This is a genomic window from Ruegeria sp. F11, from assembly GCF_056533855.1.
Genome location: NZ_JBQFOW010000010.1, coordinates 171,837 through 193,234 on the forward strand (window position 1 = coordinate 171,837; position 21,398 = coordinate 193,234).

19 protein-coding genes are annotated in these 21,398 nt (G+C 59.8%); 8 read left to right on the top strand and 11 right to left on the bottom strand.

Annotated elements, in window-relative coordinates; genetic code table 11:
• The first annotated feature begins 5 nt into the window (after positions 1-5).
• The 3 genes from ACR0NJ_RS15030 to ACR0NJ_RS15040 are packed head-to-tail and all read left to right on the top strand — an operon-like array spanning position 6 to position 2,235.
• Positions 6-1,067 carry an Mrp/NBP35 family ATP-binding protein gene (locus tag ACR0NJ_RS15030; RefSeq protein ID WP_480817947.1) on the top strand — a complete coding sequence of 354 codons (1,062 nt, stop codon included), beginning with the start codon at positions 6-8 and terminating at the stop codon, positions 1,065-1,067.
• Positions 1,064-1,756, top strand: a complete 693-nt coding sequence (locus tag ACR0NJ_RS15035) for a biotin/lipoate--protein ligase family protein (RefSeq protein WP_480817948.1) — start codon at positions 1,064-1,066, stop codon at positions 1,754-1,756. The genes ACR0NJ_RS15030 and ACR0NJ_RS15035 overlap by 4 nt, the downstream gene beginning before the upstream one ends.
• Positions 1,756-2,235 (top strand): DUF6505 family protein, encoded by a 480-nt coding sequence (locus tag ACR0NJ_RS15040; RefSeq protein WP_480817949.1) that lies wholly within the window; start codon positions 1,756-1,758, stop codon positions 2,233-2,235. Before ACR0NJ_RS15035 ends, ACR0NJ_RS15040 begins: the two co-directional genes overlap by 1 nt.
• Positions 2,236-2,268: 33 nt before the next feature.
• Here the strand turns inward: ACR0NJ_RS15040 and ACR0NJ_RS15045 are convergent, their stop codons facing one another.
• The 9 genes from ACR0NJ_RS15045 to acs form a co-directional block, all read right to left on the bottom strand.
• Positions 2,269-2,967: a sulfotransferase family 2 domain-containing protein gene (locus tag ACR0NJ_RS15045; protein ID WP_480817950.1), complete on the bottom strand. Its 699-nt coding sequence runs from the start codon at positions 2,965-2,967 to the stop codon at positions 2,269-2,271.
• An 87-nt stretch (positions 2,968-3,054) separates the two neighbouring features.
• On the bottom strand, positions 3,055-3,555 hold the full coding sequence (locus ACR0NJ_RS15050) for a flavin reductase family protein (protein WP_480817951.1): 501 nt from the start codon (positions 3,553-3,555) through the stop codon (positions 3,055-3,057).
• 88 nt (positions 3,556-3,643) lie between these two features.
• Positions 3,644-5,056: a 3'-5' exonuclease gene (locus tag ACR0NJ_RS15055; protein ID WP_480817952.1), complete on the bottom strand. Its 1,413-nt coding sequence runs from the start codon at positions 5,054-5,056 to the stop codon at positions 3,644-3,646.
• 2 nt (positions 5,057-5,058) lie between these two features.
• Positions 5,059-5,577, bottom strand: coding sequence for a hypothetical protein (locus tag ACR0NJ_RS15060; protein WP_480817953.1), 519 nt, complete (start codon positions 5,575-5,577; stop codon positions 5,059-5,061).
• A gap of 94 nt (positions 5,578-5,671) precedes the next feature.
• On the bottom strand, positions 5,672-7,495 hold the full coding sequence (locus ACR0NJ_RS15065; RefSeq protein ID WP_480817954.1) for a DUF294 nucleotidyltransferase-like domain-containing protein: 1,824 nt from the start codon (positions 7,493-7,495) through the stop codon (positions 5,672-5,674).
• Between the two features lie 108 nt (positions 7,496-7,603).
• Complete coding sequence (locus ACR0NJ_RS15070) at positions 7,604-9,388, bottom strand: sodium:solute symporter family protein (protein WP_480817955.1); 1,785 nt, start codon at positions 9,386-9,388, stop codon at positions 7,604-7,606.
• A 5-nt stretch (positions 9,389-9,393) separates the two neighbouring features.
• A complete protein-coding gene (locus tag ACR0NJ_RS15075; protein WP_480817956.1) occupies positions 9,394-9,678 on the bottom strand; it encodes a DUF4212 domain-containing protein in 285 nt (94 codons plus the stop codon).
• A 180-nt stretch (positions 9,679-9,858) separates the two neighbouring features.
• Positions 9,859-10,542, bottom strand: coding sequence for an adenylate kinase (locus ACR0NJ_RS15080; RefSeq protein ID WP_480817957.1), 684 nt, complete (start codon positions 10,540-10,542; stop codon positions 9,859-9,861).
• A 7-nt stretch (positions 10,543-10,549) separates the two neighbouring features.
• Positions 10,550-12,514 (bottom strand): acetate--CoA ligase, encoded by a 1,965-nt coding sequence (acs, locus tag ACR0NJ_RS15085; RefSeq protein ID WP_480817958.1) that lies wholly within the window; start codon positions 12,512-12,514, stop codon positions 10,550-10,552.
• A 429-nt stretch (positions 12,515-12,943) separates the two neighbouring features.
• Between acs and ACR0NJ_RS15090 the strand changes: the two genes are divergently transcribed.
• The 3 genes from ACR0NJ_RS15090 to ACR0NJ_RS15100 all read left to right on the top strand — a co-directional run bounded on the left by ACR0NJ_RS15090 (position 12,944) and on the right by ACR0NJ_RS15100 (position 16,058).
• Complete coding sequence (locus ACR0NJ_RS15090) at positions 12,944-13,960, top strand: C4-dicarboxylate TRAP transporter substrate-binding protein (RefSeq protein ID WP_480817959.1); 1,017 nt, start codon at positions 12,944-12,946, stop codon at positions 13,958-13,960.
• 61 nt (positions 13,961-14,021) lie between these two features.
• The gene (locus tag ACR0NJ_RS15095) at positions 14,022-14,651 is read left to right on the top strand and encodes a TRAP transporter small permease subunit (RefSeq protein ID WP_480817960.1); all 630 of its coding nucleotides are present in this window, start codon (positions 14,022-14,024) and stop codon (positions 14,649-14,651) included.
• Between the two features lie 3 nt (positions 14,652-14,654).
• A complete protein-coding gene (locus tag ACR0NJ_RS15100; protein ID WP_480817961.1) occupies positions 14,655-16,058 on the top strand; it encodes a TRAP transporter large permease in 1,404 nt (467 codons plus the stop codon).
• A 141-nt stretch (positions 16,059-16,199) separates the two neighbouring features.
• Here the strand turns inward: ACR0NJ_RS15100 and ACR0NJ_RS15105 are convergent, their stop codons facing one another.
• Together ACR0NJ_RS15105 and rocF are read right to left on the bottom strand one after the other, a co-directional pair.
• The gene (locus ACR0NJ_RS15105) at positions 16,200-17,243 is read right to left on the bottom strand and encodes an ornithine cyclodeaminase (RefSeq protein WP_480817962.1); all 1,044 of its coding nucleotides are present in this window, start codon (positions 17,241-17,243) and stop codon (positions 16,200-16,202) included.
• Positions 17,243-18,163, bottom strand: coding sequence for an arginase (gene rocF, locus ACR0NJ_RS15110; RefSeq protein ID WP_480817963.1), 921 nt, complete (start codon positions 18,161-18,163; stop codon positions 17,243-17,245). The genes ACR0NJ_RS15105 and rocF overlap by 1 nt, the downstream gene beginning before the upstream one ends.
• An 86-nt stretch (positions 18,164-18,249) precedes the next feature.
• Here rocF and ACR0NJ_RS15115 point away from each other — a divergent pair, with 86 nt between their 5' ends.
• Positions 18,250-18,678, top strand: coding sequence for an Lrp/AsnC family transcriptional regulator (locus ACR0NJ_RS15115; RefSeq protein WP_480817964.1), 429 nt, complete (start codon positions 18,250-18,252; stop codon positions 18,676-18,678).
• Between the two features lie 110 nt (positions 18,679-18,788).
• Positions 18,789-21,395, top strand: coding sequence for a bifunctional lysylphosphatidylglycerol flippase/synthetase MprF (mprF, locus tag ACR0NJ_RS15120; protein WP_480817965.1), 2,607 nt, complete (start codon positions 18,789-18,791; stop codon positions 21,393-21,395).
• The last annotated feature ends 3 nt before the right edge of the window (positions 21,396-21,398 follow it).

Here is a 21,398-nt window from a genome sequence, read left to right on the forward strand (position 1 = left end):
AAGGCATGAGTGTCCGTGACGCGGTTCTTGCGAACCTGAAAAAGATCACCGACCCGGTTTCCGGGCAGGACATCGTCAGCGCCGGTGTCGTGCGCGCGCTGAATGTCGAAGGTGACACAGTGAGGTTTGTGCTCGAGATTGATCCCAAACACGCCGAAAAGATGGAACCTGTGCGCGCGACCGCCGAGCAGGCGGCGCAGATGGTGGACGGTGTCTCTAAGGTCTCCGCCATGCTGACGGCGCATTCCGACAAGGCCCCGCCGGATTTGAAGCCCAAGCCGAAGCCCTCGCAGACCGGACCGCAGGCGGTGCCGGGGGTGGATCGGATTATTGCGGTTGCCTCGGGCAAAGGGGGCGTGGGTAAGTCTACTGTGTCGGCCAACCTCGCCTGTGCTTTGGCCGCGGAAGGTCGTCGCGTTGGCTTGCTGGACGCCGACGTCTATGGCCCGTCGCAGCCACGAATGCTGGGTGTCTCGGGCCGTCCGGCCAGCCCCGATGGCAAAACGATCCTGCCGCTGCGCAATCACGGCGTCACCATGATGTCGATGGGTCTGATGACCAATGAAGGGCAGGCCGTTGTCTGGCGCGGGCCGATGCTGATGGGCGCGCTGCAGCAGATGATGAGCCAGGTGCAGTGGGGCGCGCTGGATGTGCTGATTGTCGACCTGCCGCCGGGTACCGGTGACGTGCAACTGACGCTCAGCCAAAAGTTTCAGCTGGATGGGGCCATCGTCGTCTCAACCCCGCAGGATGTGGCGCTGATCGACGCCCGCAAGGGGATCGACATGTTCAACCAACTAAAGACCCCCATCGTTGGGATGATCGAAAACATGTCTACCCATATCTGCTCGAACTGCGGGCACGAGGAACATGTGTTCGGCCATGGCGGCGTCGCATCTGAGGCCGAGGCCATGGGCGTTCCCTTGCTGGGAGAAATCCCGCTGCATCTGGACATCCGCGTGGCGGCAGACGGAGGCGCGCCCATCGTGGTCAGCAAGCCCGACAGCCCGCAGGCCGAAGCCTTCCGCAAGATCGCCCGCGACCTGGTCGCCAAAGGCAACGCATGAGCGAGCCGGTCTTTCCTCCATTGCTTTCAGGTCAACCCGTGAAGGGTGGGGAGGATCCGTTTGAACGCGCGCAGGCAATTGCGACGCTTGGTTGCGATGCGGGAACGGTTGCCTACAACATTCAGGCTGATCGCCTGCGCGTCGCAATCGTCTTCGCCCCTGAGGTTCCCTTGCAGGATGCAATGGCGATGCTGCCGCTCTGCGCCGTCGGGTTCCAGAACGCACTGGGCGCTCTGGCCCCGCCCGAGGTTGCCGTTCATCTGGGCTGGGACGGTTTGATTTGTGTGAATGGTGCCAGGTGCGGGACGTTTCGCGTGGCTGCTTCCACGCAAGTGCCCGAGGATCAGCCCGATTGGCTGGTGGTCGGATGGGAACTGGCCCTGCTGCAGACCAGCGACGCGCCGGGGGAAACGCCGGATGTGACCGCACTCTATGATGAGGGCTGTGCCGATGTGTCGCCAACACAGTTGGTCGAAAGCTGGTCGCGCCATATGCTGACCTGGCTCAACCGTTGGCAGGAGGACGGCAACGCGCCACTTCACGCCGAATGGATGGGGCTGCTGCGTGGGGTCGGAGAACCGGTGGGCGCTGGAGTTTTCCTTGGCACAGACGAGCGCTTTGGAATGCTGATCCGAGACGGTGCCGATACCCATCTGCGCCCCCTGACGCAACTGTTGGAGACCGCCTGATGAAACTGGCCCGTGCAATTCACTTCGACGAAAGCGACATGAACGTCTTTCACTCCCCGGCGCGCACTGGGGAATGGTGCATCTCGGGCGGATTCGAGTTCTCGAACTGGGGCGAGGGCGATCTAGAGGGCAAGGCGCGTCAGGCCTTTGCCAATGGCTGGCTGGGGTTAGAGACCTTCGGCCGCGTGACATTCGTTGCCGTGACACAAATCGAGCCTGCGGAAAGAGATCAGGTGGCACGCAATCTGGCCGAGCATTTCGTGCAACTGTACGGCGCGCCATCCATCCATGCCGCGTTCGAGGTGGCCCAAGCCGAAATAGATCATATGTCAGAGCTATGCGACGAACACGGGCCCAACACTCTGCTCACCGTCACCCGCGAGTTGTCCGAAGCAGGCGTGCACGAAGCGTTTCGCGTCATCACCCCGCAAGAGGCCGAGCTTGAGGCTTTGGCCGTGCATGGCTCATTGAATGAGTGAGCCGAGAGCGGTGGTTCCAAAATCAGGGAACTGCTATTGCATCAAGAGCTTTGGATGCGGTTTTAACTGCATTGGCGTGACATCGGTGCAGCTCGGGTCAAGGCTGTAGCCCAACATCTCAAAATCAGTGCGGAACACGCGCGCAACCAGATCAATCGTCTCGTCGTCATAATGCTTTAGGTAACTGCCACGCTTCGATTTGTTCAGGTGTGGCAACTCAGCGTTGATCCCCAGATGCCGCGTGATTTCCGCGAAGCTTTCCGAGACCGTTTCGACACGCCCGATTTTCTGAACGAGACTGCGCCCTTCATCGTCCACAAGATAACGCACCTGTCGGCTTTCGGGGCGATCGGGGTGATAGGTCTGCAGCACGTAATCCCGAAAACTCAGCCCCTGTACTTTTTGATGGTCTGGATGTTGCGGAGCCTGCTGCATGTAAAAGAAAAGCGAAACCATAAGGTCGTACGGGTTTCGCACGAAGCTGAAGCTTTTCATCGACCAGTAACGATCGCCGAAATGGGCAAGATACTCAGCCGCCGTAGCGTGGTTTGGCAACGGTTGGAACTGCGTGATCTCATATATTTTGCGACCCGACACGCGTTTCGAAATGCTGTTTATAAGGCGCTGTGCCCTGTTCTCGCGGTCAAAATCGTGCCGCAGGCAATACGTGACCGAACTACCGGCAGTCTTAGGAATGTGCACGAAGACAAAGTTCTTTTTGCTGCTGATCATCTTCTCTCCGAGAGCATTGCCTGTGGTGGTCGCGGGCCAGATAGCAATTTATCGGGCCACTCGCCAGAGATGAAGAGAAACGAATATTCAGATGTTGTCGAGAAACTTGCCAAACTGCCCGCGCTTGAAAATCAGGCCTTGCCCAGGTCGGTGCATGACCGTTTCGACCTGGCCGATCAGGATCAAATGATCTCCGGCCTCGTGGCGGGCATGCAGGCGGCAATCGAACCGCGCGAGACAATTGGCCAGACGCGGGCGGCCAGACGCGTCCGCGGCCCATTCGGCATGCGAGAAATCGGCTCCGTCGCGAGCAAACCGCAGCGCCTGATCCTGCTGTTCCTGCGCCATGATATGGATCGAGTAGTGCTGGCAGTCGCAGAACGCCCCGAAGCGGTTCGAGTCTTTGGCCAGACACCACAAGACCAGCGGCGGGTCCAGTGACACTGACGCGAAAGAGTTCACGGTGATCGCGCGCGGCCCTTGTTCCGTTTCCGTGGTGATGACGGTCACACCTGTGCCAAAAGCCCCCAAAGCCTCGCGAAAGGCGAGACTTTGATCCGGACTGGGGGTAAAGGTCTTTTCGGTCATCGCGCGTGTTCCTTGGCCGCGCATCAGGTGCCATGGCCTGCGGGGTTTGTCCATCGAAAGCTGACTTTGACCGGGATATTACGGCAGGTCAGTTCAGGTCTTCGAGCAGACGACCATGTTTACGCGTCTCGACAATGACAGCCCCGAAGGTGTTCATGCCGCGGGCCTGTAGCATCGGCAACATCTTAACCAGCGCCTCGGCTGTTGCTACTGCGTCCCCAAGGGCGGTGTGGCGCAGAGCCTCGGGGATTTCGATGTCCAGCCGGTCGCACAGCGCGTCCAGCGTGTGGGTGTCGCTGGCTCCGAACAGAACCGCCGACAGCAGGACCGTATCCAGAATCGGGTGATCCCATTCGACGTTCATGCGCTTGGCGTGGCGACGCAGAAAGGCCATGTCGAACGGTGCGTTATGGGCCACGATCACCGCATCGCGGGCAAACTGGTGAAAGAGCCGTCCGGCCTCGGCAATATCCGGCGCGCCCTGAACCATCTGATCGCTGACCTTGTGAACTCGGGTCGAGGCGGGCGGGATCGGAATGCCGGGATTGACCAGTGTGTCAATGCGCTCACCTTCGACAATCCGACCATTGAGAACCCGAACCGCGCCGATCTGTACAATCTCATCCTTGTGAGGCAGCAGGCCGGTGGTTTCGGTGTCGAAGACCACGAAGCACAGATCGGATAGCGAGAGGCTTTCAAATTCGCCTTCGGTGGCGGTTTTGAGCAGATCGAAATCATAGACCAGCGGACGTTCGGCATCGGGTGAGATTTGGGCGGCACTGTCGTCGAAAATCAGCATGTAGCCAGGCGCGTCGCCCAGCGGTTTCATCCGGGCCGAATAGGTCTGATTTCCGTCGACACTGTGCAAAGTGCAGGTCACGTCCATGCCAGTCTTCGTCAGCTTCGCATAGGCTCCTTCCAAATGCGTCGGGTCGAGGTATTCAAAAAGCGAGGCATTCAGTCGAGGATGGGCGATCTGGGCCAGAACCTCGGCCGCCTGTGCGTCATAGAGAACGATTTTATGCGTCGGCCCCGCCAGCAGCATAGCGACAGGAATTTCGGTCAGCAGCGCCGTCAGCCGCTGTTTTTCCGCCGCGAGATTTGCGGTTTCGGCGGCAATGACCTCGGCAATGTTCATCGTTTTGTCGGACAACTGATCCGCAAGCCCGGCGGCGGCCGGGGCAAGATCGCCAAGGTATTTCGCGGCGTCCAGATCCATGTCCGTGCTGACGCCCGCATGTGCCCGCGCGCGCAATTCGGCAGACAGGCGCTCGATCGGTTTGGCGACATTGTCGTCGAACAGCAGCCAAATCCCGGCGATCATGGCGAGAAATCCGAAGGCAATCAGGATTTCGGCGAAGATGAATGAATCCAACAATTCCGGGTCGTTGGACCGTGCATAGCTGACCCAAAGCGCAACCGAACTTACGGCAAGCCCGCCCACGGCCAGAAGGCAGAAGAACAGAAAGACGCGCAGGCGAAGGCTCAGCTTGGTCAGCATTGTCAAACTCCGCAGGTTGCCTCGATTATCGGGTCGTCGGAACCGGGGGTGACCCAGTCTGCGTTCAGCACACGGCCGTCATCTCCGAACTCGACCCCGTCGGCCAGGCTGGCGCGGCGGTTTTCGGCGCAGTTGACAGCGACCGGGAGTTTGGACACCGGGGCCCAGCGGCCAAAGAAATACAGATCGACAAGGCGCTGGTCCGGCACCTCGTCATTCTTGCGCACCGAGACTGTGTCGATGGCCGCGAAACGGTCGACAAATGGCACCGCATAGGTCCAAGGGCGATAGAACGCGCGGCTTTCGACCTCTTCGATAATCTCAAGACTACCGGGCAGGGTATCGCGGGTGCGGTCATACCAGGAATACTCGCTGGCGATGGTCATGCCGATCATCCCCAGCCCGGCGGCAACAGGGGTCACCCAGCGAGGCAAACGCCCGCCTGTCAGCTTGTTCAGCACCATCACGACGCCCGCAAACGCAAAGCCCGCAAAAATCGTGCCGATCAATTCCAGAAACATATGTATCCTCCACGCTTCAGGCGTGAACCGCCTCTTCTTCTCGTTCCAAATACGGTCGCCGAAGGCGATCCCTGCGCTCTTTGTTGGCGCGCCCTTATCCTAACATCCCCTTACCGTGCCCCACTGCGGACTGCATTGTTTTTATCACCACAAAAGCATCCCTAAGATGACTTCGCTCAAAGTCCGACAGATTTGAGGGGGGCAGGTAATTATCCGGTTTGTCGCCGGATTTCACCAGCCTGACCTGATGTTCGAGCCGGGTTTCGGCGATCAGGTCGTATGCGTCCAGCAAGTCCCGTGCACCCGACGGGCTGAGCACACCTGCGCCTTCGCCGGCTTTCAAGCGAGCGCGTGTGTTGGCCTCGGGCAGTTGGCCCTGCAAGCTGTAGATGCGCGCCAGATCGACCACCGGGACAACGCCATTGTGCTTCAGGTCCAGCGTGTTGCGATGCTCGCCTGACCGGATGGTCGCAAAGCCGCGCAGCAGGCCCAAGGGTGGGGTGTGTTTCAGCGAATTCGCGATCATGTGCGCGACAAAGATTGAATTGGCGCTGGCGGCTTTCAGTGTTTCCGCCTGCAGGTTGGCAAACAGGTCGAATGCGCCGCCAATTGGGCGCAGGTCGAACATGACCGAGGCCAGCATCTGCGCCTCGGGGTTGGGTTTAGCGATCCAGCCGCTGAAATACTCGCGCCAGACCCGCACCGGCTGACACCAGCGCGGATTGGTCGCCATCATGTCGCCGGGGCAATAGAAATACCCGCAGACGTCCAGCCCGTCTGACACGAATTTCGCAAGCGCGGCGAAATAGGGCATGTCATCCTCGGTCACGCTGTCGTCCAGCATCAGGCAATTGTCCTGATCCGACACGCCGGTCTGTTCCTGCCGCCCCTGTGACCCGCAGGCCAACCAGAGGTAAGGGACGGGTGGGGGGCCAAGCTTTTCCTCGGCCAGAGCCAGAAGCCGCCGCGTGACAGTATCTGCAACGTCGGTGATCAGACGGGTGACGATCTCATGCCGGTTGCCGCTGGCCACAAGTTGCACCAGAAGCTGCGGGATTTCTGCCGTAACCTGCGCCATATCCTCGGCCGAATTTGCGTTCGCAATCTGCCGCACCAGTTCGGCTGAGTTCACGGCCTGATAGTGGGTCAGGTCCGTTTGGGTGACGATGCCGACCAGTTGACCGCCTTCGCAGATCGGGATGTGGCCGATCCCACGCTCCATCATCACGTGCAGCACATCCGAACCGATGTCGGAGGGGGACAGGGTGACAGGATCAGGTGTCATGATCGCCGAGACCGGCGTATCCGGCGCCATCGCATCGGCTACGTATTTGCCCGAGATGTCCCGCAGGGTCGCAATGCCCAGAAGCTTGTTTTCCTCGCTCACGCAAAGCGAAGAAATCCGCTTGTCGCGCATGATCTGCGCCGCGTCCCGAACCGATGTGGCCGGAGGGCAGGTGGCTGGATTGTGGGCCATCAGTACGTCGATAGCGCTGGTGGCCAGGCTTTGCGGACCGGAGCGTCCCCCCCGTGTTCGGTTGAAGAATTTTGAAACGACGTCATGACCGTCGATCAGTTCGCGCACAAGATCGGGGGGCAGAACGATCAGGACCGAAGGCGAATTCGCCCGCGCCTTGGTCGTGGCTTTGCCGTCTTTGAGAAGCCCGCGTTCGCCAAATGAGTTACGCAGACCCAGATGAGACACAACTTCGCCGTTCTCATCGGTGATTTCGACCTGTCCTTCATAGATCACGAAAACGCCGGGCAGGGTGTGGCCCAAATCGTAAACGCTGCCGTCCTCGTCAACTTCCCAAACCTCAATCTGCTTGGCGATGTCCTCAAGCACTGTTTCCGGTAGAGAGTCATAGGGATGCACGGATTTCAGGAACCGGGTTATCTGGTCATGGGACAGGGGCATCATATGTCTCCGGTTGTCTGAAAAAAAATCCCGCCCGGTGGTATGCCGGGCGGGACAAGTAAGTCGAAAGACGCGGCAGATGGAAGTTAACCATATGCCGCATCAGGCTCATTTATTCTGAGCTGCGCCCGCGCCACGGGGAATGCGAACGCTTTCGACCAGATCTTTGATCTCCTGCGGAGTCTCTTTGGTCATGCCAGCAACGATGTAGGCAGTCGCAAAGTTGATCATCGCACCGATTGCACCGAACGAGGTCGACTTGATCGGACCCAGCAGCGGGTCAGCATCGGTGAACGAGTTGGTGCCCGGAATGAACAGCCAGCCCTTGTGCAGGAAGATGTAGACCAATGTGACGACCAGACCAGCCAGCATACCTGCAACCGCGCCGGTGTTGTTGATGCGGGTCGAGAAGATCCCCATCATCAGCGCCGGGAAGATCGAGGCAGCCGCCAGACCAAAGGCCAAGGCCACGGTTTGTGCCGCAAAGCCCGGTGGGTTCAGACCCAGATAGGTTGCAACCAGGATGGCTACGGCCATTGCGATACGCGCGGCCAGCAGTTCACCTTTTTCCGAGATCTGCGGATTGATCGCACCTTTGACAAGGTCGTGGGACACCGCCGACGAGATCGCAAGCAACAGGCCCGCAGCGGTCGACAGAGCAGCCGCAAGACCACCGGCCGCGACCAGACCGATCACCCAACCGGGCAGGTTGGCAATCTCGGGGTTGGCCAGAACCAGGATGTCACGGTTGAACTTGGTCAGCTCGTTTCCAACCCAGCCTTTTTCTTCAGCGAGTGCCTGCATGTCTGCATTGGCATCGTTGTAGTACTGGATTTTGCCGTCGCCGTTCTTGTCTTCCCAATCCAACAGGCCGGTTTTCTGCCATGTCTTCATCCAGTCATAGCGCGGATCGGTGTCGATTTCCTCGACCGAGACAGCGCCACCTTGGATGCCACCATTGGGCCACATCATGTCGGTGATGTTCAGGCGAGCCATTGCGCCAACCGCAGGGGCGGTCAGGTACAGCAGCGCGATGAAGACCAGCGTCCAGCCAGCCGACCAGCGGGCATCCGACACTCTCGGCACGGTGAAGAAGCGCATGATCACGTGCGGCAGACCGGCGGTACCGATCATCAGCGACAACGTGAACAGAACCATGTTCAGCGTGTTCGAGTGGTGTGCGGTATAGTCGTTGAAGCCCAGCTCGGTCACGATCGCATCCAGCTTGGTCAGCAGGGGCTCACCGCTGGCGGTGTCACCGAACAGACCCAGTGCAGGGATCGGCGTGCCGGTCAGCTGCAGCGAGATGAAGATCGCCGGGATGGTGTAGGCGGTGATCAGCACGCAGTACTGAGCGACCTGAGTGTAGGTCACGCCTTTCATCCCACCAAACACCGCGTAGGCAAACACGACACAGGCACCGATCAGCAGACCGGACGTGTTCGACACCTCGAGGAAGCGGCCAAAGGCCACGCCCACACCGGTCATCTGACCGATAACGTAGGTCACCGACGCGACGATCAGGCAGACAACAGCAACGATACGTGCGGTCTGGCTGTAAAAACGGTCGCCGATGAATTCCGAGACGGTGTATTTGCCGAACTTACGCAGGTAAGGCGCAAGCAGCAGAGCCAGCAGCACGTAGCCACCGGTCCAACCCATCAGGAAGGTCGAGTTGTCATAGCCGGTAAAGGCAATCAGGCCCGCCATCGAGATGAACGAGGCCGCAGACATCCAGTCCGCCGCTGTCGCCATACCGTTGGTGACCGGGTGAACGCCGCGACCGGCGGCGTAGAATTCCGATGTGGAACCCGCGCGGGCCCAGATCGCGATGCCGATGTATAGCGCGAAGGATGCGCCGACAAACAGCAGGTTGATGGTAAACTGGTCCATGGGGTTTATTCCTCCTCAACGCCGTATTCGGCGTCCAGCTTGTTCATGCGCCAGGCGTAGTTGAAGATCAGCACCAGGAAGACCAGGATCGAACCCTGCTGGGCGAACCAAAAGCCCAGATCGGTACCACCAATCGAGATGCCGGATAGCAGCGGACGCAGCAGAATGCCGAATCCGAAAGACACCAGCGCCCAGATTACAAGGCTGATGTAGATAAGACGCAGGTTGGCCTGCCAATAGCCCTTATCGGACTCGGCAGTCTGCGCGGAGCTTGTAGATTGATCCGCCATTGCGGGTTCCTCCTTCGCTTTCTAATTTGGGCGGCCCGTGCCCAACTCCTCCAGTGCTGCGGGCCGCTTCTCGGTTGCGCCAAACGCCCCGTGCGCCTGGCAAAACTCCTCGGTTCCGCCAAGGCGGGTCCTTGAAGTATTCTTTTTGGAATCAAAGCCTTGCGGCTTTCTATCCCCTCCTTAGTTCATCGTGTTGCCGACGATCGTCTCAAGATCGCTGGCAATGTTTTCGATCTTGCCCATGGCGTCCGTGCGCTGCAGGACACCATGAGATTCGTAGTAGTTGATCAGCGGCGCGGTCTGCGTGTGATAGGCCTGCAGGCGCGAGGCCACGGTTTCAGCATTGTCATCCGCGCGGCGCTTGAACTCGGTATGGCCGCACTTGTCGCAGGTGCCTTCGACGGCGGGCTGCTTGAACGTGTCGTGGTAGCCCTCGCCGCAACCGGCGCAGGTGTAGCGACCCGAGATGCGGGTGACCATTTCCGCGTCCTCAACCTCAAGGCTGATTGCGGCGCTGATCTTCTGGTTGCTTTCCGACAGCAGCCCGTCCAGCGCCTCGGCCTGAACCGTGGTGCGGGGGAAGCCGTCCAGAATGACACCCTTGGCGCAATCCGGCTCGGCCATGCGGTCGCGCAGGATGGCGATGACGATTTCATCGCTAACCAGATCGCCTGCTTCCATGACGGCCTTTGCGGCTTTCCCGGCCTCGGTCCCGGCAGCAACCGCAGCACGCAACAAATCGCCGGTGCTGAGTTGCACGAGGCCAAACTTCTCTTCCAGCATACGGGCCTGAGTTCCCTTCCCGGCGCCCGGAGGGCCGAGAAGGATCAGAACAGCGGGGGTTGTGATCGTGTCAGCGTCCATCACACCCTCACTTGTTCGCGCGGTTCTGGATCAGATCATCGACAACCGACGGATCGGCCAGTGTCGAGGTATCGCCCAGCGAACCGAAATCGTTCTCGGCAATCTTGCGCAGGATACGGCGCATGATCTTGCCCGAGCGGGTCTTGGGCAGGCCCGGCGACCACTGGATCACGTCCGGGCTGGCAATCGGGCCGATCTCGGTGCGAACCCAGGTGCGCAGCTCTTTCATAAGCTCGTCCGAGGGTTCACGATCATTCATCAGCGTGACGTAGCAATAGATGCCTTGCCCTTTGATTTCATGGGGATAGCCCACAACAGCGGCTTCAGCCACGGCCGCATGCGCCACCAGCGCGCTTTCCACTTCGGCGGTGCCCATGCGGTGGCCCGAGACGTTGATCACATCATCGACGCGGCCGGTGATCCAGTAATCGCCATCCTCGTCGCGGCGACAACCGTCACCGGTGAAATAGTAGCCTTTGTAGTCCGAGAAATAGGTTTTTTCGAACCGCTCATGGTCGCCCCAGACGGTGCGCATCTGGCCGGGCCAACTGTCCTTGATGCACAGGACGCCCTCGACCCCGTTGCCGTTGATCTCGACCCCGGATTGCGGGTCCAGAACAACCGGTTGGATGCCGAAGAACGGTTTCATCGCCGCGCCGGGCTTCATCGAATGCGCGCCGGGCAGTGGGGTCATCAGGTGACCGCCGGTTTCGGTCTGCCACCAGGTGTCCACGATCGGGCATTTGCCCTTGCCGACAACGTCGTTGTACCAGTTCCAGGCCTCGGGGTTGATTGGTTCGCCAACGGTCCCGAGCGTCCGCAGATCGCTCAGGTCGTGTTTTTCGACCCACTCATTGCCCTGACCCATCAGCGCGCGGATTGCGGTGGGGGCGGTGTAGAATTGGTTCACCTTGTGCTTCGCGCAGACTTCCCAGAACCGACCCGCGTCGGGAAAGGTGGGTACGCCTTCGAACATCAGCGTGGTCGCACCGTTGGCGAGCGGTCCATAGACAATATAGCTGTGACCGGTGACCCAGCCTACGTCAGCGGTACACCAGTAAATGTCACCTTCGTGGTAATCAAAGGTGATCTCATGCGTCATCGAGGCATAGACCAGATAACCGCCGGTCGTGTGGACAACCCCTTTCGGCTGGCCGGTCGAGCCTGAGGTATAGAGGATGAACAACGGGTCCTCGGCATTCATTTCAGCCGGGGCGCAGTAATCATCCGCTTCAAGCGCCATTTCGTTGTAATCAAAGTCGCGATCGGCGATCCATGTGGTCTGACCGCCGGTCCGCTTGACCACCAGACATTTGACCGTGTCCTTACAGTGCAGCAGGGCCGCATCCGCGTTCGATTTCAGCGGCGTTTTACGGCCACCACGCGGTGCCTCGTCCGCAGTGATCACAACTTTGGCGTCGCATCCGTTGACCCGGGCCGCGAGAGCATCGGGCGAGAAGCCGGCGAATACGATCGAATGGATCGCGCCAATCCGTGCACAGGCCAGCATGGCATAGGCGGCCTCGGGGATCATTGGCAGGTAAATGACAACGCGGTCACCTTTGCGAACGCCCAGCGATTCCAGGATGTTGGCCATCCGGCAGGTGCGGCGGTGCAGTTCCGCATAGGTGATGTGCTGGGCCGCGTCTTTTGGATCGTCGGGCTCCCAAATAATCGCCGTCTGATCGCCGCGGGTTTTCAGGTGGCGGTCCAGACAGTTTGCCGAAACGTTCAGCGTGCCATCGGCATACCAGTTGATTTTGACCGAGCCGAAGTCGTAATTCGTGTCCTTGACCTGAGAAAAAGGCTTGATCCAGTCGACGCGCTTGCCCTGTTCCCCCCAGAACGCGTCCGGATCATTGATCGAGGCTGCATACATCTCGGAGTATTTCGCGGCATCTACATGTGCACGCGCAACAGTTTCTGCGGATGGCGGATATGTCTTGGCATCTGCCTGGGCAGCGGTGGTCATATGAGGCTCCTCTCCTCTAAGACTGGAATGCGTAGGATCGTTTCTGCCAGTTGCCCTGGAAATGTCGACCCATTTCCTCCCCGCGCTGAATATTACCGATGTGTGAAAATAAATAAATAAATTGCCGAAATATCAGGATTAGTTTGTAAAGAAATTTTTGAACTTTCTGTGAGTTTGTAAATTTTCGGCGCAAAATTAGAAAAGTAACTTATTAAACAAATGAGTAAATGTAACATCCGTCAAGGCGAAAGCTGACCGGTGAAAGCTTCCGGCTGGCCGAGCGTCCGGGTGCCGACAGGCGGGCTCTCCTGCATCTGACCGGCGGACTTGCCTTCGCTGTCTGCCGCATGGGGTTGGCACAACGTTATGTTGGCGCTAGCTTCTTTCCAAGCGCTCCGGCAAAGGGGCGCACCAACGGGAGAGATCATTATGAAAAGAATGCTGAGCGGCGCTGCCGTCGCCGCCTTGGGCGTTGCCTTCGTCACCGAAGCCGCAGCCACCGAATGGAATGCGTCCGTCTGGGGCAAGCGCCGCGCCTTTACTGAACATGTCGAAAAACTGGCCGAGCTTGTCAGCGAGAAAACCGGCGGAGATTTCACCATCAACGTCAGCTACGGCGGCCTGTCCAAACCGCGCGAGAATCTGGACGGGATCGAGATCGGCGCGTTCGAGATGGCCCAGTTCTGCGCCGGGTATCACCGGGACAAGAATCGCGCGATCACCGTTCTTGAACTGCCATTCCTGGGTGTGAACAATCTGGAAGAGGAGGTGGCCGTCAGCCACGCGGTCTATGACCATCCCGCCGTGAAGGATGAGATGGCGCAGTGGAACGCACGCATCATCATGACCTCGCCCATGCCGCAGTACAACATCGTGGGCACCGGCGAGCCGCGCGACGAACTGTCGGATTTTGACGGCATGCGGGTCCGCGCCACCGGTGGCCTTGGGCAGGCGTTCGAAGCGGTTGGCGGTGTGCCGACCTCAGTTCCCGCGACCGAGGCCTTCAACGCAATGGAATCCGGCGTGGTCGACACGGTCGCCTTTGCCCAGCACGCGCATCTGTCCTTTGGCACCATCAACGAGGCCGATTGGTGGACCGCAAACCTGAACCCCGGCACAGTGAACTGCCCGGTTGTGGTCAACATCGACGCCTACGAAGCGCTGTCGCCCGAACATCGCGAGGCGCTGGACAGCTCCATCGACGAGGCCATCGACCACTACCTTGCCAACTATGGCGGCCTGCTCGAACAATGGGACAGCGTGCTTGAAGAGAAGGGCGTCAAGAAGGTCGAGATTGACGACGCGGTGATCGAAGAGTTCCGCACAACAGCGGCCGATCCGATCCGCGAGCAGTGGATCGCGGACATGTCCGCTCAGGGTCTGCCAGCGCAGGATCTGTACGATCTGGTGCAAGCGACACTGCAACAACAGCGCGGTGGTAACTGACCGCTATAGCCGGGTTCCTGCACGGGCACCCGGTTTCTTCTGGACATAGGGAATAAGCGGCATGGCAGGACAAGCCACCGTGCTGGAAGATGGCAGTCGCCTCAGCCAGTTGGACCAGCGTTTGCTGGGGTTGGAACGGTTTCTGGCGCTGATCAGCGGGCTGGCGGTGTTCAGCCTTATGGTGATGGCGGTGGTTTCCGTCAGCGGGCGCAACGCCTTTAATGCGCCACTGCCGGGCTATGTGGACTGGATCGAACAGGCAATGCCGCTGATCGCGTTTCTGGGCATCTCTTACGTACAGCGCGATGGTGGGCATATCCGTATGGACATCGTGATTTCCCGGCTGCATGGCCGGGCGCTGTGGCTGTTCGAACTGACCTCAGTCCTTCTGATCCTCGTGCTGATGCTGGCACTCGTTTGGGGAAGCTGGTCGCATTTCGACCGGTCCTTCGATTTTGGCGCACCACTATGGAGCCGGGACAGTTCCATCGACATCGGCATCCCGCTGTGGCCAGCCAAGTTGTTGGCCCCTGTCGCGTTTTCGGTCTTGTGCCTCCGGTTGCTGCTGCAGGTCTGGGGCTATGGGCGCGCGCTGGTTCTTGGGCTTGAGGCCCCAGTTGCCGTTCCGTTGATACAAGACGCAGCAGCACAGGCAGCGGCCGAGGCCGAGCAGTTCGAAGGGCAGGACTAGGCCATGGACACGATTGAAATCGGCCTGTGGGTCACGGGCGGTCTGCTGGTTCTGGTCGTCACCGGCATGCGCGTGGCCTTTGCGGCGGGCCTTGCAGGCCTGTTCGGGTTGGTCTGGATCTTCTGGGCCAAGTTCGGATATGACCCCGACCGGTTCGGCAGAGCGGTGACCGTTGCGGTGAAAACAGCGGGGCAGGTGCCCCATTCCAAGGTTGCTGCCCACACGCTCAGCCTGATCCCCACCTTCATCCTGATCGGCTACCTTGCCTACTACGCTGGCCTGACCCGCGCCCTGTTCGAGGCCGCCAAGCGCTGGATCGCCTGGGTCCCCGGAGGGTTGGCGGTCTCCACCGTCTTCGCAACTGCTGGGTTTGCGGCCGTGTCAGGCGCATCGGTGGCGACATCTGCGGTCTTCGCGCGCATCGCGATCCCCGAAATGCTGAGCGTCGGGTACAACAAACGCTTCGCCGCAGGCGTTGTGGCTGCAGGCGGAACACTGGCCTCGCTGATCCCACCGTCGGCAATCCTCGTAATCTACGCCATCATCGTCGAACAGGACGTGGGCAAACTGCTGCTGGCCGGGTTCATTCCCGGCGCATTCTCGGCGCTGGTCTATGGCCTGTTGATCGTCGGTATCGCGGTCGTGTTCAAATCCGTCGGCCCGCCGGTGACGGGGTTCAGCTGGAAGCAACGCTTCGCCGCACTGCCTGGGGCCATCCCTATCGTCGCGGTGATCCTGATAATCATCTGCTTTGTCTACAACCCGTTCGGGGACAAAGCCTGGGGCACACCGACCGAAGGCGGCGCAATTGGAGCCTTCATCGTGTTCTGCTTTGCCCTGTTCCACGGCATGCGGTGGGCCGAGTTCAAATCCGCGCTGCTGGAAACCGCAAAACTGACCGCCATGATCTTCTCGATCATCTGGGGTGTTCTGATCTACGTGCGCTTTCTGGGCTTCGCGGACCTTCCGGGCGCGTTTTCGGACTGGATCACATCGCTTGAGATGTCGCCGATGCTGATCCTGATCTGCATCCTTCTGGCCTATGCGGTGCTGGGCATGTTCATGGATGCCATCGGTATGCTGCTGCTGACATTGCCAGTCGTCTACCCGGCGGTGATGGCCCTGAACGGAGGCGAAACCGTCAGCGCCGCCGACAGCGCATTTGGCATGTCTGGTCCTATGTGTGCGATCTGGTTCGGTATTCTGGTGGTGAAAATGGCCGAGTTCTGCCTGATCACACCCCCCATCGGCTTGAACTGCTTTGTCGTCGCAGGGGTTCGCCCGGACCTAAGCGTTCAAGACGTGTTTAAAGGCGTCACGCCCTTCTTCATCGCAGACGCGGTGACAATTGCGCTGCTTGTGGCCTTTCCAGGTATTGTGCTCTACCTGCCGTCATTGGCGGGGTAGCGAAGGGTTTTTGTGAGGCTCTGCCTCGCGCTCCGAGGTATTTTTGAACAGAAGAAGTGCGGATCCCCTGCTTCATCTGGCTAAAAATATCCCGGGGGAGGCGCCCGTAGGGCGGCGGGGGCAGAGCCCCCATCTCCCAGCTTATCCGGCCCGCATCAACATCCCAAACAGGTCGCGCGGGTCGTCGGGGTCGGCCAGCATGTCGAGCGGTTCGAAGAAATCGGTGCCATCAATGGCGCGCTTGACAAAGCGCAGGGCCGAGAAATCTTCGATGGCAAAGCCAACACTGTCGAACAGGGTGATCTGGCGATCATCCGTCCGGCCATTGGCCTGGCCGGTCATGACCTGCCACATCTCGGTGACCGGGTGATCGTCGTCGAGCGCCTGAATTTCACCCTCAATGCGGGTCTGCTCGGGGTATTCGACGAAAATCTCGGAACGCAGCAGGATGTCGCGGTGCAGTTCGGTCTTGCCGGGGCAATCGCCGCCGATCGCGTTGATGTGGACGCCGGGGCCGACCATGTTGTCGGTCAGGATCGTGGCGTACTTTTTATCCGCGGTGCAAGTGGTGATGATCTGCGCGCCTTCGATAGCGTCCTCGGGTGTTTTGCAGGGAATGACCGTCAATCCCTTGCCCTGAAGGTTCGCCGCGCATTTGGCGGTGGCATTGGCATCGGTGTCATACAGGCGAACCGTGTCGATTCCGCACATCGCCTTGAACGCAAGACACTGGAACTCGGACTGCGCGCCGTTGCCGATCATCGCCATTGTGGTTGCCGATTTCGGTGCCAGATAGCTGCCAACAAGGGCCGAGGTCGCCGCCGTTCGCAGAGCCGTCAGCATCGTCATCTCGGTCAGCAAGGTGGGGTAGCCGGTGTAAACATCGGCCAGCAAGCCAAAGGCCGTTACAGTCTGCAGCCCTTCGGAGGTGTTCTTAGGGTGGCCGTTCACGTATTTGAACCCATAGGCCTCACCATCCGAAGTGGGCATCAGTTCGATCACACCGTGGGGCGAGTGGGCCGGGATGCGTGGGGTTTTGTCGAAGCTTTCCCAACGCTTGAAATCGGCTTCGATCTGGGCGGCGATCTGGGTGATCATCTGCTCAAGACCAATATGGTGAACCAGCCGCATCATGTTGTCGACGGACACAAACGGCACGAGGGCTTTGTCAGAAGGTAGGGTCATCAGAAACTCCGAGTGGGGCGGTCGAAGATGCGGCGGCCCAGCAGTGAGGCGGCCAGATCGACCATGAGTTTTGCGGTGCGTCCGCGTTCATCCAGAAACGGGTTCAGTTCAACCAGATCAAGCGAACAGACCAGCCCGCTTTCGTGCAACAACTCCATCACCAGATGCGCCTCGCGTTCGGTCGCGCCACCGGGAACGGTGGTGCCGACGGCGGGGGCGATGGCGGGGTCCAGGAAATCCACATCCAGCGAGACGTGCAGGATGCCGTTTTCGGCCCGAACACGCTCTAGAAAGGCCAAAAGGGGCGCTTTGATTCCATGTTCGTCGATGCTGCGCATGTCGGCCAGCATTGCGCGGTCATCCTCAAGCCGGGCGCGTTCGGCGGGATCGACCGAGCGCAGCCCGATCATGCCAACCTGATCGGTCGGTACCGTGGCGGGCAGGGGCGGGAAGGCATCAAACCCGGGCTGTCCGGTGAAATAGGCGACCGGTGTTCCGTGCAGGTTGCCGCTGTCAGTACTGTCCGGCGTGTGGAAGTCGCTGTGAGCATCCAGCCAGAGCACGAACAGAGGGCGATTCAGCCGATCAGCATGCGCGGCCATCCCGGCGACTGTGCCCATCGACAGGGCGTGGTCACCGCCCATGAAGATCGGCAGGCCTTGGTCCGCGACGTCCTGCGCGGTCTGGCTCAGCGCCTGAGTCCAGCCCACGCATTCGGGTAGGGAAAACAGATGCGCGTGATCGGGCGTGTCGGTTGCCCGCGGGCGCACATCGCCGTAATCGGTGACTGTATGACCCAGATCGGTCAGCGCCTGCTGCAATCCGGCCACGCGATAGGCGTCAGGGCCCATGCGGCATCCCTGGCGGCGCTTTCCGGCGTCCATGGGTGCGCCGACGAGTGTGATGTGTTTGGTTTCCATATGTCGATCTATCCTGTCATTGCGTCTTGCGGGAAGATGTCAAATTGTTCAAAAGGGAACCCAAAAATCCAAAATGGAAATGAGTTATGGACGATTTGGACAACAGGCTGCTTAGCGCACTGTATCGGGATGCCCGTGCTTCTTTGTCCGAGCTTGCCGAAACACTGGGCGTCACCCGCACAACGGTTCGCAGCCGGTTGCAGCGCCTGAAGGACTCGGGCGAGATTGTGGGCTTTACCGTCGTGACCCGACGCGATGTGGCGCAAAGCCCAGTGCGCGGGCTTATGATGCTCGAGATCGAGGGGCGCGGGACCGGAAGAACTATGGCGCGGATCGGGGCTATGCCGCAGGTTCAGGCGGTGCATTCGACCAACGGCGCTTGGGATCTGATCGCCGAGATCGGAACCGAAACACTGGCGGAGCTCGACGGGGTTCTATTCCAGATCCGGCGCATGGACGGGATCACCCGGTCCGAGACGAACCTGCTGCTGTCCACGCGCAAGGGGCGGCTTTAGTTCGCTGCCATAACACCACCCCGTAGTGCTTTGACGTTTAACAAGATTGTGTCAATGTTTGCGGGCAGGCATCGCCGGTGCGTCCGGCGCAGAAAACAGGGACCTTCACAATGACCAGTCACGAGCAAGGCAAAGAACCCCGGGCCGTGCAATGGGCCGAGAAGGTCACGGCGACGCTGGAAAAGCCCTGGGTCCGGATCGCGATTCCCGTTCTGATTACGCTGATCGCGTTGATCGTTCTGCATGAGTTGTCGGGCCATGTGAAATGGGCGGACGTGCAGACGGACATCCAGAACACCTCGTGGACGCTGATGTTTTTCGCGCTGTGCTGGACGGCGTTCAGCTTTCTGTCTCTTTCGATGTACGACGTGTTTTCGGTGCGAAGCGTTGCGGATGGTGAGGTTCCTTTGCCGGTGGCGGGAATGGCCGGGGCGTGCGGATATGCGGTGTCGAATTGTCTGGGTTTTTCCTACATCACCGGCACTGCAATCCGATATAGGATCTATGCCTCGCTGGGCTTGGACCTTGCGCGTGTGGCCGGGGTGATCGCAACCTCGTGGATCGCGTTCTGGAGCGGGTTGGTGCTGACGCTGGGAATGCTGCTGACCTTTCACCCCGATGGCGTGTCCAAGGTCGTCCCGATCAGTGAAACGACGGAAACCATCATCGGGCTGTGCCTTTTGGCTCTGCTGGTCTCGGTGTTTATCTGGCTGTCCAAAGGCGGGCGCAAGCTGTCCTTTGCAGGCGTTGGGTTCAACCTGCCCAGCGGGAAGCTGGCTGGGCTGCTGACTCTGGCGGCGCTTGGCGACTTGTTCGGCGCGTCCATGACGCTGTACATTCTGATGCCCGACGATCTGGGCGTCGGCTTTCCATTCTTCTTCACCGTTTACGTGGCTGCCATCGCGGTTGGTATCCTGAGCCACGCACCGGGTGGGATTGGCGCGTTCGAGGCCACTCTGATCGCGGGGCTTGGCGCATCCGGTCGCTCGGATGTCATTGCTGCATTGGTGCTGTACCGTGTTGTCTACACCTTCCTGCCGTTTGGGATTGCGAGCCTGTCCATTGCAGTGGCCTCGGCCCTGACGCAGCGGCATCGGATTGGTGGGGCGGCAACATGGGTGTACCGGGTCGTCCGTCCGATCGTGCCGATGGTCGCTGCAGGTGTGGCTGCGGTGGCGGGCGTTATCCTTCTGGTTTCGGGCGCATTGCCGTCGGATAGCCAAAGCCTTGGCGTTCTGCGAGAGTTCCTGCCCCTGTCCTTTGTCGAGGCATCGCATCTGCTGGGCAGCGCCGTAGGGGTGCTGTTGCTGCTTGTCTCACGCGGGTTATTCCGCAAGCTCTATCGGGCGTGGGTGGTTGCCATGCTGTTGATGGTCGCGGGGTTTGTCGCCTCGCTCACCAAAGGGCTGGATACGCATGAGGCGATTGGCATTCTGGCGACGATCGGCCTGCTGGCGACGTTTCGGGGGGCCTTCTACCGGGTCAGCGGCGCGTCGATTTTCCGGCTGAACATCCCGTGGTTGGTCAGCGTCGTGGCGCTGCTGGCGGTGATCTTCTGGATCGGCCTGTTTGCCTATTCCCACGTGGAATACCAGAACGCCCTGTGGTGGGAATTTGCCTGGAACGGAGACGCCTCACGTTTCCTGCGTTCCAGCCTCGTGGTGGCGGTGATCCTTGGGGTGGTTGCGGTGAACTCGCTATTTGGGCGGGAAATTCCCACGCCGGTCCGCACGGAAATCCCCGAAGTTGTCGAGCGCCTTGTGATGGAATGCGAGGATACCGAGTCGCAAATCTCGCTGACCGGCGACAAACAATTCCTGATCTCGCCGGATGAGACCGCGTTCATCGCCTATGCCGATACAGGCAACGCCATCATCTCAAAAGGTGAACCGGTCGGGGATGAGGCGGCAGGCAAGCAGTTGATCTGGCAAATGCGCGAAATGGCGGATCGCGAGGGCAAGCTATGCGCTTTCTACAGCGTTTCGACCAAGTATCTGCCGACCTTTTTGGACCTTGGCCTGTCGATCCTGAAGATTGGCGAGGTCGCGCGGGTCCCGCTCAAAGACTTCTCGCTGGACGGAAAATCGCGCAAGCGGTTCCGGCAAGCCAAGAACCGGGCCGAGCGTGAGGGTTATGTGTTCGAGATCATCCCGAAGGAAAACCTGGCCCCGGTGCTGCCGGAACTGCGCCAGATTTCAGATGACTGGCTGGCGCTTAAGGCGGGCGAAGAGAAGGGCTTTGCGTTGGGCGGGTTCGATGACGACTACCTGTCGTACTTCGACCATGCCGTTCTGCGGAATGAGGAAGGCAAGATCATGGCCTTTGCCAACCTGTTTCAGGGTGGACACAAATCCGAACTGTCGCTGGACCTGATGCGTTATGAGCCCGATAGCCCCAGCTTTGTGATGGACGCGCTGTTCGCTGAAATGATGGTGTGGGGCTCGGAACAGGGCTTTCACTGGTTCTCGCTTGGGGCCGCGCCGTTTTCGGGAATCGAGAACCGCCAGCTTGCCTCGCTCTGGAACCGGATCGGTGGGTTTGTCTATGAACATGGCGAGCAGTTTTACCACTTCGAAGGTCTGCGCTCGTTCAAGCAGAAATTCGAACCGGAATGGAGCCCGAACTATCTGGCCAGTCCCGGTGGTTTCGCGGCCCCGCGCATATTGTACGAGGTGAATATCCTGATCTCAGGCGGTCTGCGCGGGCTGACGAAGTAACCG

Coding starts and splice junctions, on each gene's coding strand:
- ACR0NJ_RS15030 (WP_480817947.1), top strand. CDS start 6: ATGAGTGTCCGTGACGCGGTTCTTGCGAACCTGAAAAAGATCACCGAC.
- ACR0NJ_RS15035 (WP_480817948.1), top strand. CDS start 1,064: ATGAGCGAGCCGGTCTTTCCTCCATTGCTTTCAGGTCAACCCGTGAAG.
- ACR0NJ_RS15040 (WP_480817949.1), top strand. CDS start 1,756: ATGAAACTGGCCCGTGCAATTCACTTCGACGAAAGCGACATGAACGTC.
- ACR0NJ_RS15045 (WP_480817950.1), bottom strand. CDS start 2,967: ATGATCAGCAGCAAAAAGAACTTTGTCTTCGTGCACATTCCTAAGACT.
- ACR0NJ_RS15050 (WP_480817951.1), bottom strand. CDS start 3,555: ATGACCGAAAAGACCTTTACCCCCAGTCCGGATCAAAGTCTCGCCTTT.
- ACR0NJ_RS15055 (WP_480817952.1), bottom strand. CDS start 5,056: ATGCTGACCAAGCTGAGCCTTCGCCTGCGCGTCTTTCTGTTCTTCTGC.
- ACR0NJ_RS15060 (WP_480817953.1), bottom strand. CDS start 5,577: ATGTTTCTGGAATTGATCGGCACGATTTTTGCGGGCTTTGCGTTTGCG.
- ACR0NJ_RS15065 (WP_480817954.1), bottom strand. CDS start 7,495: ATGCCCCTGTCCCATGACCAGATAACCCGGTTCCTGAAATCCGTGCAT.
- ACR0NJ_RS15070 (WP_480817955.1), bottom strand. CDS start 9,388: ATGGACCAGTTTACCATCAACCTGCTGTTTGTCGGCGCATCCTTCGCG.
- ACR0NJ_RS15075 (WP_480817956.1), bottom strand. CDS start 9,678: ATGGCGGATCAATCTACAAGCTCCGCGCAGACTGCCGAGTCCGATAAG.
- ACR0NJ_RS15080 (WP_480817957.1), bottom strand. CDS start 10,542: ATGGACGCTGACACGATCACAACCCCCGCTGTTCTGATCCTTCTCGGC.
- acs (WP_480817958.1), bottom strand. CDS start 12,514: ATGACCACCGCTGCCCAGGCAGATGCCAAGACATATCCGCCATCCGCA.
- ACR0NJ_RS15090 (WP_480817959.1), top strand. CDS start 12,944: ATGAAAAGAATGCTGAGCGGCGCTGCCGTCGCCGCCTTGGGCGTTGCC.
- ACR0NJ_RS15095 (WP_480817960.1), top strand. CDS start 14,022: ATGGCAGGACAAGCCACCGTGCTGGAAGATGGCAGTCGCCTCAGCCAG.
- ACR0NJ_RS15100 (WP_480817961.1), top strand. CDS start 14,655: ATGGACACGATTGAAATCGGCCTGTGGGTCACGGGCGGTCTGCTGGTT.
- ACR0NJ_RS15105 (WP_480817962.1), bottom strand. CDS start 17,243: ATGACCCTACCTTCTGACAAAGCCCTCGTGCCGTTTGTGTCCGTCGAC.
- rocF (WP_480817963.1), bottom strand. CDS start 18,163: ATGGAAACCAAACACATCACACTCGTCGGCGCACCCATGGACGCCGGA.
- ACR0NJ_RS15115 (WP_480817964.1), top strand. CDS start 18,250: ATGGACGATTTGGACAACAGGCTGCTTAGCGCACTGTATCGGGATGCC.
- mprF (WP_480817965.1), top strand. CDS start 18,789: ATGACCAGTCACGAGCAAGGCAAAGAACCCCGGGCCGTGCAATGGGCC.